Annotated in this window: 11 protein-coding genes; 8 read left to right on the top strand and 3 right to left on the bottom strand. The window is 50.4% G+C overall.

The annotated features are described in order from the left end of the window. Positions 1-168: 168 nt before the first annotated feature. On the top strand, positions 169-1,524 hold the full coding sequence (gene gorA / locus ACJJJA_RS09310) for a glutathione-disulfide reductase (RefSeq protein ID WP_444904391.1): 1,356 nt from the start codon (positions 169-171) through the stop codon (positions 1,522-1,524). A 166-nt stretch (positions 1,525-1,690) separates the two neighbouring features. Here gorA and ACJJJA_RS09315 read toward each other — a convergent pair whose 3' ends face one another. Next, positions 1,691-2,044, bottom strand: a complete 354-nt coding sequence (locus tag ACJJJA_RS09315; RefSeq protein WP_252085368.1) for an HPF/RaiA family ribosome-associated protein — start codon at positions 2,042-2,044, stop codon at positions 1,691-1,693. Between the two features lie 541 nt (positions 2,045-2,585). Here ACJJJA_RS09315 and ACJJJA_RS09320 point away from each other — a divergent pair. After that, entirely contained in the window at positions 2,586-3,527 is a 942-nt protein-coding gene (locus ACJJJA_RS09320) for a hypothetical protein (RefSeq protein ID WP_444925258.1), read from the top strand. 65 nt (positions 3,528-3,592) lie between these two features. On the opposite strand, the gene thpR is transcribed toward ACJJJA_RS09320, so the two are convergent. Then, positions 3,593-4,183 (bottom strand): RNA 2',3'-cyclic phosphodiesterase, encoded by a 591-nt coding sequence (gene thpR / locus ACJJJA_RS09325; protein ID WP_444904393.1) that lies wholly within the window; start codon positions 4,181-4,183, stop codon positions 3,593-3,595. A 147-nt stretch (positions 4,184-4,330) separates the two neighbouring features. Between thpR and ACJJJA_RS09330 the strand changes: the two genes are divergently transcribed. Both ACJJJA_RS09330 and ACJJJA_RS09335 read left to right on the top strand, forming a co-directional pair. Continuing rightward, positions 4,331-4,822 (top strand): Hsp20 family protein, encoded by a 492-nt coding sequence (locus ACJJJA_RS09330; protein ID WP_444885425.1) that lies wholly within the window; start codon positions 4,331-4,333, stop codon positions 4,820-4,822. A 1-nt stretch (position 4,823) separates the two neighbouring features. After that, positions 4,824-5,477 carry a class I SAM-dependent methyltransferase gene (locus ACJJJA_RS09335; RefSeq protein WP_444904394.1) on the top strand — a complete coding sequence of 218 codons (654 nt, stop codon included), beginning with the start codon at positions 4,824-4,826 and terminating at the stop codon, positions 5,475-5,477. On the opposite strand, the gene ACJJJA_RS09340 is transcribed toward ACJJJA_RS09335, so the two are convergent. Next, entirely contained in the window at positions 5,457-6,443 is a 987-nt protein-coding gene (locus ACJJJA_RS09340; RefSeq protein ID WP_444890731.1) for a GlxA family transcriptional regulator, read from the bottom strand. The two genes, ACJJJA_RS09335 and ACJJJA_RS09340, sit on opposite strands and share 21 nt — an antisense overlap. 137 nt (positions 6,444-6,580) lie before the next feature. On the opposite strand from ACJJJA_RS09340, the gene ACJJJA_RS09345 reads away from it, so the two are divergent. The 4 genes from ACJJJA_RS09345 (at position 6,581) to fadA (ending at position 12,783) form a co-directional block, all read left to right on the top strand. Next, on the top strand, positions 6,581-8,437 hold the full coding sequence (locus ACJJJA_RS09345) for a beta-ketoacyl synthase (RefSeq protein WP_444904395.1): 1,857 nt from the start codon (positions 6,581-6,583) through the stop codon (positions 8,435-8,437). Positions 8,438-8,530: 93 nt separating this feature from the next. Further along, on the top strand, positions 8,531-9,160 hold the full coding sequence (locus tag ACJJJA_RS09350) for a helix-turn-helix domain-containing protein (RefSeq protein WP_444904396.1): 630 nt from the start codon (positions 8,531-8,533) through the stop codon (positions 9,158-9,160). Between the two features lie 279 nt (positions 9,161-9,439). After that, positions 9,440-11,596, top strand: a complete 2,157-nt coding sequence (fadB, locus tag ACJJJA_RS09355) for a fatty acid oxidation complex subunit alpha FadB (protein ID WP_444885420.1) — start codon at positions 9,440-9,442, stop codon at positions 11,594-11,596. A gap of 11 nt (positions 11,597-11,607) precedes the next feature. Then, positions 11,608-12,783 (top strand): acetyl-CoA C-acyltransferase FadA, encoded by a 1,176-nt coding sequence (gene fadA / locus ACJJJA_RS09360; protein ID WP_444890727.1) that lies wholly within the window; start codon positions 11,608-11,610, stop codon positions 12,781-12,783. Positions 12,784-12,918: the final 135 nt, after the last annotated feature.

Here is a 12,918-nt window from a genome sequence, read left to right on the forward strand (position 1 = left end):
TTGTTTAGCGAAGTATTTTTTGTGATAGTTGTCACATGAATATAGAAGCGACAAATAGGTGTCAACGGTTATTAAGTGCGGAGTGACAGCTCTGGCGTGAAAGGTGTGTTGTGGGGAAGTATCCCCTGCGTTGTAAGTTAGGTAATAAATTAAAGACAGAGGTTTGCTTTGGCTGAATATGAATTTGATCTATTTGTGATTGGGGCGGGCTCTGGTGGTGTACGAGCTTCGCGTATGGCTGCCGCCCAGGGAATGAAGGTGGCGGTGGCTGAAGATCGCTACATGGGGGGGACCTGCGTAAACGTCGGGTGCGTTCCCAAAAAATTATTCGTCTATGCCAGTGGATTTAATGAGGACTTCACCGATGCTAGAGCCTATGGTTGGAACAGTTCGCCGGCTGAATTTCACTGGCCAACATTGCGTGAAAATAATGCACGTGAAGTGTCCCGCCTCAACGATATTTATCGAAACCTATTAGCAAACTCAGATGTGACGGTCATTGACGGCCGTGCCAAAGTTACTGGCGCCAATAAGGTGATGGTGAATGGTCGCGAATACACGGCACAGAGAATTCTGGTAGCAACAGGAGGTTGGCCTTTTGTCCCAGATATTCCTGGGAAAGAATTCATCCTGACCTCCAACGAGGTGTTTTCCATGGAAGCCTTCCCCAATAGAGTACTGGTTGTTGGTGGGGGGTATATTGCCGTTGAGTTTGCTGGGATATTTGCTGGTTTAGGTGCTGAGACACACCTCTCTTACCGGCGTGATTTATTCCTACGTGGCTTTGATCGCGATATTCGCCATTTTGTCCGTGATGAGATGGTAAAAAAGAATATTGATTTGAAGTTTAACCATCAAGTGAGTGGCATTGAAAAGTTGCAAGATGGTAGTTTTTTAGTACATGTCGAGGACGGCTCCAGTTTAAATGTGGACATGGTCCTCTATGCAACAGGCAGAGTTGCCAATACTGAAGGACTCGGTTTGCAGGAGCAAGGGGTCGTGTTGCATCGCGATGGCACAATCTCAGTGGATGACAATTTCCGCACGAATGTCCATTCTATCTATGCCCTTGGGGATGTTACCGGTGAGCCACAGTTGACGCCTGTGGCCCTTGCGGAGGCGATGGCTCTAGTAAAGCACTGGCGTACTGGAACAACTGCGGAGATTGATTATAACAACATTCCCACCGCAGTATTTTGTCAGCCCAATATTGGAACTGTAGGGTTGTCAGAAGAAGAGGCCAGGGACTCCGGAGTTAGAGTTACCATTTACAAGTCAGAATTCAGACCAATGCGTCATACAGTAAGTGGGAATACCGAGCGCACCCTAATGAAGTTAGTGGTCGATGCCGATACCAATAAGGTGATTGGTGTTCATATGGTTGGTGATGATGCTGGTGAGATTATCCAGGGCTTGGCTGTTGCTTTGAAAGCGGGGGCGACCAAAAAAGTCTTTGATGAAACCATCGGAATTCACCCAACGGCAGCAGAAGAGTTCGTCACTATGCGTACACCAGTACAGTAAGGTGTTTATCTGGTAGTGGATACAATTTGTGGTGACTATCCTCGAGGCGCCTCTTGAGTATTTAGCTCTAAAATTGAGGGCTGCTAAAGAAAAATCTTAAAATCCCCCCGCTTTTAAAGCGGGGTTTAATGCAAAAACGGCGCTGGTGCGCCGTTTTTGCTCTCTTCTAGGATTCTTCTTCGACTTCATAAAGCGCCTGATGACGCTGCGCTTTTTTGCGCTCGCTACGCTCTTTTAGGCAGCGTTCTGCGGAGGCAAATGTGTCATTCACCGCTCGGTGGATAGACTCATTTTCATTACTGATGGTCACGGGATTGCCACTAATGGCAAGTTCAAGGGAGGCTTTGTATTGCTTGCCTTTGCTTTTGTGTTGGTGGGGAGCTTCCAGAACTACACGACTATGTATGATGTCGCCACAATAACGTTCCAGTTTGTGTAACTTTTTAGATACCGTATTTGACAGGGCAGCAGATTTGTCGATATCGCGGAACACAATGTTATCGTTAGGCGCTGATTTCATGGATAAATACCTCCGGTTATAGGAAACCATGCAGGCCGCTTGTGCGGTTTGCTATTCAAAGAAGGTAGGGCGCCCTAATGGGAGGGGTCGAGTCCGCAGTTGAATCGCCGAGTCGCCGGTAGCGCAACGAATAATTGCTGTCTGAGCAGCTCTGGGTGTTTTACGTCCGGGTCGGGTTTCCGCTGTGTTCAGCGATCGTCTCCCTGTTACCCATAATGCTTCCGCTAAAAAAAAAATCAAGCGCTATCGCTTGAAAATGTCACATAAAATTCGGCGAAGCGTCATTAAGACGACTTTAGCACTTAGGTTTAAGGGGATTATTCATCAAATGGGGGCAAAGGGTGGACGAGAGGTCATTGCTCGCGAGCTCAGGCCTGCGTAAAATTGACAGTGCTGCGACAGAGTACATAAAGTTTTGAACAAAATTTAACCTCTGCGCTTTTATCTTACGAGTGTCGAAAAATCGAGAAACAGGTTCTGGACAATGGCGGTAAAGCGGTATTGCTCGCTCTTCTTGGCGGGCTTAGTAGTTTTTAGCGGAATGGCAGCGCAGGCGCAGTCAAACCTCACTGTGGAAAAAAACCGACTGGCGCGCCTGGAGCAGTCCCTGGAAAACAGGCAGGTTGAGCTGGAAGATATTGAGAATGAACTGCTTTCTTATGAGTATAAGCTCGAGCGTGCGCAGGAATCTCTCAACGAGCTTCGCAAAGAGTATGAGGCGAGCCGTGTCGAGCTCGAGGAGGCGCGTAGGCTCCATGAATCCAATGGCACCTCAGATTCTGAGCGTCGCCTGACCAAAGCCAAGCACGGCTTTGCAATGGCCGAGCGAGGGGTGGATAGCCGCAGCCGACGTTTAGAGTTTATCAAGGTGAACCACCAAGAGCTTTTGGCTAGGCTCGACGAAGAGAAAAAAGGCATTGCCGAGACCAAGGCCAAGGTTTCTGCCCAGCAGGATAAGATTAGCCAAGTGGTGGAATCTATGCTGGCCAAGGCAGAGGCTTCTGAGAGGCGTGCCGCTTTGGCAAGAAGTGCTAAAGCTGAAGCAGCAAAGCCAAAGCCTCCTAAGCTGAAGACAGCGGCAATTGAGAAGCCCCAGAAACGACAGGTGCAACCTGAGCCGGTTCCGACTGTTAAGAGAGATATTGATCCCGAGTTGCTTGCCTATGTCGAGCGGGAACAGAAGCGTCTGAGTGAATTACTATCCGACAAAGATGGGGAAAACAAACAGACTTTCCGAAGTTTGCTTCTGAAGCCGTCAAGTGGAGATCGCCAACCTTTTGAGTTCCTGGGGAAAAACCAATATCGTTTGGTGGCAACAGTTGAGGCGGGTAGGCAGACGTACAAAATCAATACTTGGAAGTTCCGTCGCACTATACCCGCAGAAGATGATGGCGAACGCTATGTTTTTATTTTTGATGCTCGGCGCCTTTCACGTCCCCGTTTGGTGATGTATCCAGAATATGCCTTAGACGCTCTCAAATAGGAAGCTCCAGCCTCTCAGGAGGATGCAAAAAGCCCGCTCAGTGCGGGCTTTTTTTATTCTGTGCTTTAGTCATTTAGTAGGGGTACTTTGAGTAAGGAGTGGTAGTGACTTTTCCCTGTCTGGGGAACGCTCTCATAAAGAATGACATTTTCGACTAACACGGATGAGTTTAGGTTGCGCGGTGCAATGTGCCGAAACCCCTCTTTATTGCGACTGCGCGCTAAGGTGATATGGGGTCGATATTCCTGGCTTTCTGGTTCCATTCCAAGCTCGCCAATAAATTGCCGGCATTCCTCATGGAGTTCAGTTAAATTAGTATTTAGGGCTAATTCTACCGCAAGAATTTTGGAGTGCTGTTTTGGGAAAGGAGTTAAAGAACAAATCCTACTTTGAAAACTTCTTTTGCAGTGTGCAAGCTCAATAAGCCCCTGCTTAAGCTGGGGGATTTTTTCTTTCGGAATGCTTCCAAGAAAAGCCAAAGTCAGGTGCCAGTTATTGGGGGTTGTCCAGCGTATATGGCTAGTAGATGTGCCTTTTAGCTGCTTTTGGCACTGAGTGGTTATCTCGTCTAGGAACGCTTGTGATGCCACATCAGGTTTAATACCAATAAATAACCTGCTAGTGGATTGATCTGACAAATTTTCTTCTCTTTGCATTTTTTCCCTTTGGGACCTTGAAATAAAACTTGTGGCCCATATCTATTGAGTACGGTTGGTAGCTTTGAGTGTGAAAGTGCCCCGTTAGCAATGCTCGTGCTTATTGGCGAGCAAAATTGGATATTGCTCTGAATTGAGGATATAACTATGCGTAATTTTGATTTTTCCCCTTTGTATCGATCTGCAATTGGTTTTGATCGTATGGCCAGTCTGCTGGATGCAATGAGCTCCAGTGAGCAAAAACAACCCTCATACCCTCCCTATGATATAGAACTTACTGGTGAAGATAGCTATAGAATTACTATGGCTGTGGCTGGGTTTGAGCAATCTGAACTTGATATTCAGGTTGAGCAAAATCGCTTAAGTGTGAGCGGTAAAAAACCAGAAGATATTGCACAAAGAAACTTTCTCCATCGAGGAATTGCTGCGAGAAATTTTGAGCGACGCTTCCAGCTAGCAGATCACGTAAAAGTGACTGATGCGAAGCTCGCCAACGGCCTGCTTCATATAGAGCTGGTTAGAGAAATACCTGAAGCGATGAAGCCTCGAAAAATCCAGATCAGTGAAGGCGCTTTACTGAATCATGAGCAGGCTGAAAACGTCACGGCGAAAAAAAAGCCTGACACGGTAGCTGCATAAGTTGACACTTTCTTGCCCCCTGTGCCGCCATCGCGCGGCACAACTCTATTATCGAGATAAATTTCGCAGTTATTACCAATGTAATAACTGCGAATTGGTGTTTGTACCCGCAGAATATCATTTGACTCCAGTTGAAGAGCATGCCTATTACAATCTGCATGAAAATTCTATGGAGGATGAAGGGTATCGCCGTTTCCTAAGCCGTTGCGCCAAGCCCTTATTGAAAGAGCTTTCTGCTGCTAGTGTGGGGCTGGATTTTGGTTGTGGGCCAGCGCCACTGTTGGCGCGAATTTTAGAGGAGCAGGGCCATAAAGTTGAGTTGTTCGACCGTTATTACTTCCCTGAGCGTCGGATGCAGGAAAAAAGCTACGACTTCATAGTGGCGACAGAAGTGGTGGAGCACTTGAGCGCGCCTGGCGATGAGTTGTCGGCTTTGTGGGCACGATTACGTTTTGGCGGTGTGCTGGCAGTGATGACCAAGCTGGTTATTTCTCGAGAACGCTTTGCCAGCTGGCATTATATTCGCGACCCAACACATATTTCCTTCTTTTGTGTTGAAACCTTTCAATGGCTGTCGCGAAAATTAGGCGCGGAACTACACTTTGCAGATAGTGATGTTATCTTCCTGAAGAAATCAGGTATTGACCCGGAATAGCTTGGCTCTGACGGTGGCCCGATATTCGCTTGGTGTAGTGGCAAGGAATTTTTTGAACAGTGCAGTGAAGTGTCCCATATCCTGGTAGCCAACTTTTTCGGCAATTTCATTCACGGATAGATTACTGGATTGCAGCAGTTCCCGAGCCATATCTACGCGAACATTTTGCAAATATTGCAGCGGTGTCTGTCCTGTAGCTAATTTAAAGCGGCGGTTGAAGGAGCGCACACTCATGTCGAACATTTGTGCTACCTCACTGAGGCGTACCTCGGTATTACAGTGCTCTTTTAGCCATGCCTGGGCCTGTACAATATCCTCGTCTGGATGTAGATGCACCGAACCTTCTGAGTAAGCAATTTCCTCAAATGGTCGGCGAATTTCATGGGAGAAGTTACGCTCCACATGACTGGCTACAGCGGCTCCATAGAGCTGGCGAATCATATGAACCGTGACATCTGCCAAGGCATTTACGCTGGCGGCACAAAAAAGTTTGTCAGCCTGAGTGATAAAATACTGGCGCTTCAATTTAACATTTGGGTAGTCCGCGCTGAACTGGTCGAAATAGTGCCAGTGTGTAGTGGCGGGTTTGCCATCAAGGAGGCCTGCCTCGGCTAGAAAGCAAACTCCAGTACCCACGGCGTTGATCGCAGCTCCACCTTCGGCCTGGCTCCGTAGCCATCTTAAAAGCTTTCCACTGCGCTTCAGGGCTGGGCGGGGATTGCGCCAAAGCGCAGGAATGTAGATCAAGTCGCTGTCTGGTGCCTCTTCCAAAGACACGTCAGGTTGAAAGGTAAAGCCGCAGCGGGTTTTTACCGCTTGTCCATCTATGCTGGCTGTTACTAGGCGCAAGGGCTCTGCCAGCCTTTCCACTCGGGCGCGGCTTTCGGCACCGCGCAGCATTTCTAAGGGCAGAACTGTGCCGGTGGCCAGCATTTGATCAATCAGAAGAAAGGTAACCGTTCGCATTACATACTCAGGCGGGGTTGCGCCATTGGCCAAAACACTCAATTTTGCTGGCCAGTATGCCCATAACTGGACGGAATCGCCAGCCCCTACACTCCCAAATATCAAATTTGTAGTGTTTAGCTTGGCTGGAGGTCAGGATGCAGCGCCTTCCCGTAATTACCGCGTTCGGTGGTTTTAACCCTGCAGGACGCAGCTCCTTTCACCGGGGCTATGCCCGCATGGTGCTCGACAAACTCGGACAGAGGGAGCGGACTGATACGCTTTCTGATCTCGCCGCATTGATGGGGTTGCGTACAGGCGTCGAGGCCAAAGGCCCCCTCGAGTCAGCGCTGGAGGAAAAGGTTCTCAAGGGCACCTTGGTGCGAGAATTGGAAGCGCGAATCTACGATTACCACAGGTGTCATTTTCACCAGGCGGCGAATCTTTCAAATCCCGCTGGTATTTCTTTTGAGATTTCTACGCGCCAATTACCCCATCCACTGCCAGAGGGATGGCAAGTGGAAACTATTGGTAGTGGTAGGGTTCGTGTGGCTACATCAAGTTTGTCAGTCATGCTGGATAGCTTTCGCGAGATCCCAGTGGGGGCGGCAGGACAGCTGCCCACAGGCTTTGAGCCTGGTGAGCTTTACAATTCCCGATTCCACCCGAGGGGATTGCAGTTGGCAGTGTTGGGTGCATCTGATGCTGTTCTCTCTATGGGGGTGGATTGGCAGGATGTTGTTGCTGCAGCTGGTCCCGGTAATATTTCTGTTTACGCCTCCTCAGCGATGAGTCAACTCGACCCCTATGGAAACGGAGGCTTGATGCAGTCCCGCTTGCGCGGTTCCAGGGTTAGCTCCAAGCAGTTGGCGCTTGGGCTGAATAGTATGCCGGCAGACTTTGTGAACGCCTATGTGCTGGGTAATGTTGGATCTACTGGGGCGGTTACCGGAGCTTGTGCGAGCTATTTGTACAATTTGCGCGCAGGGGTAGAGGATATTCGCAGTGGTCGGGCCAGAGTGGCCGTTGTTGGCGCTACTGAAGCGCCATTGGTTCCCGAGATTGTTGATGGTTACTCTACCATGGGAGCGCTCGCTACCACTGAAAATCTGCGAAAGATTTCTTCGGGAGAAGTGGACTTCCGCCGCACTAGTCGCCCGTTTGGGGAGAATTGCGGTTTTACTTTGGGGGAGGGTACCCAGTGGGCCATCTTAATGGATGACGCTTTGGCTGTTGAACTGGGGGCGAGTGTCCACGGTGCAGTTACAGGGGTGTATATCAATGCTGATGGCTTCAAAAAGTCGATTTCCGCACCGGGGCCAGGTAATTATCTAACGATGGCCAGGGCGATGGCGGAGTCGAAAGCTATTGTCGGGGATGAAAGTCTGAAGAAGCGCAGTTTTGTTCAGGCCCATGGATCTAGCACACCGCAAAATCGCGTAACAGAGTCTGCGATCCTCGATCGTTTGGCTTCCGTTTTTGGTGTGCAGGAATGGCCGGTTTGTGCTGTTAAAGCTTATCTTGGGCACACGATAGCGGTGGCGAGTGGTGACCAGTTAATTTCGACCCTGGGAGTTTTTGATAGGGGAATTTTACCGGGTATCGTCACGATTGACAGAGTGGCAGATGATGTTCACCAGAATAACCTGCAGATCTCTTGTGAGCATGTGGAGAGAGATCCCGCTTCACTGGATCTCGCTTTCCTGAATTCTAAAGGTTTTGGGGGGAATAATGCGACTGCGGCTGTACTCTCTCCTCACTTGACCCGCTCAATGCTGGAAAAACGCTACGGGTCAAAAAAGATGCTTGCTCATCATAGAAAAAATGAGTCTGTCGTGGAGCATGCTGTAGCGTACGATGAAAAAGCAAGCAGAGGAGATTTACAAACTATCTACCGTTTTGGAGAGGGGCTGGTAGATGATGCTCAAATAGGTCTTTCTGTCGATAAGGTCTCATTTCCAGGGTTCCCTCCTGTAGAGCTCGATGTTGATAACCCCTTTACCGATATGGTTTAAAAGACCCGTGCATCGGTAATGTATGATGCTTAAAATTTTTCCTGCCAATTAAGGGGGAAACCTCCTTTGGCAATTGGCGGAGTGAGAGATTCAATGTCAGACATGGATGTTTGTAGTGAAGTTAGTGATGCCGGGGATCTTGGTGCCCGGCTGAAGCTGGTGCGAAAAATTTATGGGATTTCCCAGCGACAACTTGCGCGGCAAGCGGGCGTTACCAATGCCACTGTGTCTTTTATTGAGCAGGGTCGGGTCAGCCCATCTGTGGGATCGCTTGAGAAGATATTGAATAGTGTGCCCATGTCTCTGGCTGAGTTTTTCTCCCTGGAACTTGCCGAGCCAGAACAAATTTTTTTTCGCGCCAATGAAATGCCCGATATTGGTAATGGTCGGGTTTTCTGTCATTTGCTCGGCGGCTCCCGCCAGGTTCGCGCCATGACAATCCTCCGTAAAGTGTTTCCCGCTGGGCAGGATACCGGTTCAGGCCAATTGCTACTCAATGGGGAGGTGGGGGGGATTGTTATTGCTGGAGAGCTGGAGGTTACAGCAGGATCAGAGTTTGCCCTGCTGGAGGAGGGGGATGGTTATTACTTAAATGCACGGCGCCCACATCGCTTCCGCAACCCCGGAAGTATTGACTGTGTGGTTTTCAGTGCCGTGGCTGCCACTCCCTCATCGAATATTCCCTGCGCTTCCCGTCTAAACGAGTCTTTCTATAAAGGGTGATTTACGCCACCGTGCTGAAAAGGTGGATTGATCCGCGATAGACTGGCTCCGCCTGTGTGACCAGCCTGTGAGATATGGCTGGTTGTTTTCTGTACTTTGGCGCTCTTGGTGCCAGTTCTTTTGTAAGAAATAGTATTCAAACAATCGTTTGAATCTGGCTATACTACGGCTGACCATATTGGGCCAAAGTGTCACCGCACACTGCGGGGCGGCCCTTGGTTGCAAAAAAATTCCGACCCCGGGTCCAGGATTGCGGCCCAGAATAAAAGAGGTCAATCAATGTTATTTAGTGGCAAAGCGCTCACGGTTCAGATGCTGGATAACGGCATCGCCGAGCTTAAATTCGACCTGCAAGGCGAATCCGTCAACAAGTTCAACCGCCAAACGGTTTCCGAATTCTCTCAGGCTCTGGATGCAATTGAAGCAGCAGATGGCATCAAAGGTGTGCTGCTGACCAGTGGCAAGAGCGTCTTTATTGTCGGTGCTGATATCACTGAGTTTGGCGGTGCTTTTTCTGCAGGCGCAGAGGGCGTTGCTGATCTGATGAATCAGAACAACGAAAATATCAACCGTCTGGAAGATCTGCCGGTACCGACTGCGGTGGCAATTAATGGCTACGCGCTCGGTGGTGGTTTTGAAGTGTGTCTTGGCTGTGACTTCCGCCTGATGGGCGAAGAGGCCAAAGTTGGCCTTCCGGAAGTTAAACTGGGCTTGATCCCGGGCTGGGGCGGCACCGTTCGCCTGCCGCGTGTAGTGGGTGTTGATGTCGCTGCTGAGTGGATTGCAGCAGGTAAAGAACAGAAGCCGGCTGCCGCTCTGGAGGCTCACGCTGTTGATGCGGTGATCCCCACTGACAAACTCAAAGATGCAGCGGTCAAGCTGCTTGAGCGCGCTATCAATGGCGAGCTGGACTACAAAGCCATTCGCGAACTCAAGAAATCTCCGATTCCCTTGAATGACACCGAAGCGCTGATGGCCTTCTTTACCACCAAGGCATTTGTGGGTCAGCAGGCGGGCAAAAACTACCCTTCTCCTGTAGCTGCGGTTGAGTCAATCGAGCAGGGCTACAAGCTGACTCGCGATGAAGCGCTGAAAATCGAGCAAGAGAAGTTTATTTTCTGCGCGCAGACTGGCACTGCGAAATCTTTGGTAGGGCTGTTCCTGGCTGACCAGGCAATCAGCAAGGTTGCCAAAGGTTGGGAGAAGAAAGCCGATAAGCCGATTGAGCGTGCGGCAGTATTGGGTGCTGGCATTATGGGTGGCGGTATCGCTTACCAGTCTGCCTACAAGGGCACTCCGATCAAGATGAAGGATATCGACCAGAAGGGTATCGATCTTGGTCTGAATGAGGCGAACAAGCTGCTGTCCAAGCTGGTTGATCGCAAGCGCCTGACCCCCGTTAAAATGGGTGAAGTGCTCAACCGTATCGAGCCTACCTTGAGCTACGACGGCTTCAACGATATCGATGTTGTTGTGGAAGCCGTGGTTGAAAATCCCAAGGTGAAGCACGCAGTATTGAAAGAAGTGGAAACCAAAGTAAGCGAAGACACTGTAATCGCTTCTAACACCTCCACTATTTCTATTAACCAGCTGGCTGAGCCGCTCTCCCGCCCGGAAAACTTCCTCGGCATGCACTTTTTCAACCCAGTGCACAAAATGCCGCTGGTTGAGGTGATTCGCGGAGAGAAAACTTCCGACACAGCTGTAGCTCGCGTTGTTGCCTACGCAAACAAGATGGGCAAGAAAGCTATTGTTGTACGCGACTGTCCGGGATTCCTGGTTAACCGCGTTCTCTTCCCTTACTTTGCCGGTTTCTCCATGCTGGTGCGCGATGGCGCTGACTTCCAGGCCGTTGACAAGGTGATGGAGCGCTGGGGTTGGCCGATGGGGCCCGCTTACCTGATGGACGTTGTCGGAATCGATACCGGTGTTCATGCGGAAAGCGTAATGGCTGAAGGCTTCCCCGATCGCATGGGTAAAACCTTTACTGCTGCTTCCGACGTTATGTATGAAGCCGGTCGTTACGGCCAGAAGAACAACAAAGGCTTCTACAACTACGAGCAGGACAAAAAAGGTCGCCCGAAGAAAGTGGCTACCGAAGAGTCCTACGCGCTGCTTAAGCCGCACGTGGCTGAGCGTCGCGAGTTTGAAAAAGACGAAATTATCGAGCGCATGATGGTGCCTATGGCCACCGAGCTGGCTCGCTGCCTGGAAGAGGGTATCGTTGATTCCCCGGCTGAAGCCGATATGGCGCTGATCTACGGCATTGGCTTCCCTCCATTCCGCGGTGGAATCTTCGCGTGGCTGGACAGTATTGGTCTGGATGAGTTCGTGAAGATTGCCGATAAGTACGCCGATCTGGGTGAGCTGTACAAGCCGACCGATCGCATGCGTGAAATGGCCGCAAGTGGCAAAACCTACTACGGCGACAAGTAAGGAGAATAGCGATGAGTTTAAATCCTAGAGATGCCGTAATCGTCGACTACGCGCGTACGGCCATGGGTCGCTCGAAGAATGGTGTATATCGCCATGTTCGCGCCGATGATATGTCCGCTGAACTGCTGAAAAAGTTCATGCAGCGCAATGACAAGCTCGATCCTGCCGAGATCGATGACCTGATCTGGGGCTGTGTTATGCAGCGCGATGAGCAGGGCTTTAACGTAGCTCGCTTTATCCTGCTGCGCGCAGGTCTGCCACACACTATCCCGGCGCAAACCGTCAACCGCCTGTGCGGCTCCTCTATGTCCTCCCTGCATACTGCAGCTGCCAACATCCAGGCTGGGGTTGGCGATGTGTACGTTGTGGGTGGTGTTGAGCACATGGGTCACCTGAACATGATGGAGCATGTTAGCCCCAACCCAATGCTGGGTCGCTATATGGCTAAAGCTGCCGGCTCCATGGGTATGACCGCTGAATACCTGGCGATGATGCACGGTATCCAGCGTCAGCAGATGGATGAGTTCGGAGCGCGCTCTCACCATCGCGCCGCTGAGGCTACCAAGGCTGGCAAATTCAATCGCGAAATTATCGCTATTGAAGGCCATGACGATGACGGCGTACCTTTCCTGGTTGAGACGGACCAAACCATCCGTCCTGACACCACCGTGGAAGGTCTGGCTCAACTGAAGCCGGCATTCGACCCGAAGCACGGCCAGGTAACAGCTGGCACCTCCTCTCAGATCACCGACGGTGCTTCTGTGATGCTGGTAATGTCCGCTGAGCGTGCTCAGGCTTTGGGTATGACCCCTATTGCTCGCGTGAAGGAAATGGCGCTGGCCGGTGTTGATCCGTCCATTATGGGTTATGGTCCGGTGCCTTCCACCAAGAAGGCGCTCAAGAGAGCGGGTCTAACTGTCGGCGATATCGACAAGTTTGAGCTGAATGAGGCATTTGCAGCGCAGGCGCTGCCGGTGCTGAAGGACCTGGATCTGCTCGAGCAGATGGATGAGAAGGTCAACCTGTACGGTGGCGCTATCGCTCTTGGCCACCCCTTCGGTTGCTCAGGCGTTCGCATTACCGGTACCTTGTTGAGTGTTATGCAAAACGAGGGTGGAAACCTTGGTGTATCCACCATGTGTATCGGCTTGGGGCAGGGAATCACCACGATTGTTGAGCGAGTTTAATCTCCCGCACCCCACAAAAGGCGCCTTTCTGGCGCCTTTTTTATTTTTTTTCAGTAAAGTGTTGATGCCTTTAAAATGCTGTGGCACAATCTGCACCCCTTGTCGCGATGAGGTCTTAAAAAAGATCGAAACCCT

The sequence above is a fragment of the Microbulbifer mixtoriginis (SeqCode) genome (assembly GCF_052466865.1).

What these genes read in the sequence shown, in the direction of transcription:
- ACJJJA_RS09315 (WP_252085368.1), bottom strand. Translation starts at nt 2,044, where the DNA reads ATGAAATCAGCGCCTAACGATAACATTGTGTTCCGCGATATCGACAAA.
- ACJJJA_RS09320 (WP_444925258.1), top strand. Translation starts at nt 2,586, where the DNA reads ATGGCAGCGCAGGCGCAGTCAAACCTCACTGTGGAAAAAAACCGACTG.
- thpR (WP_444904393.1), bottom strand. Translation starts at nt 4,183, where the DNA reads ATGCAAAGAGAAGAAAATTTGTCAGATCAATCCACTAGCAGGTTATTT.
- ACJJJA_RS09330 (WP_444885425.1), top strand. Translation starts at nt 4,331, where the DNA reads ATGCGTAATTTTGATTTTTCCCCTTTGTATCGATCTGCAATTGGTTTT.
- ACJJJA_RS09340 (WP_444890731.1), bottom strand. Translation starts at nt 6,443, where the DNA reads ATGCGAACGGTTACCTTTCTTCTGATTGATCAAATGCTGGCCACCGGC.
- ACJJJA_RS09345 (WP_444904395.1), top strand. Translation starts at nt 6,581, where the DNA reads ATGCAGCGCCTTCCCGTAATTACCGCGTTCGGTGGTTTTAACCCTGCA.
- ACJJJA_RS09350 (WP_444904396.1), top strand. Translation starts at nt 8,531, where the DNA reads ATGTCAGACATGGATGTTTGTAGTGAAGTTAGTGATGCCGGGGATCTT.
- fadB (WP_444885420.1), top strand. Translation starts at nt 9,440, where the DNA reads ATGTTATTTAGTGGCAAAGCGCTCACGGTTCAGATGCTGGATAACGGC.
- fadA (WP_444890727.1), top strand. Translation starts at nt 11,608, where the DNA reads ATGAGTTTAAATCCTAGAGATGCCGTAATCGTCGACTACGCGCGTACG.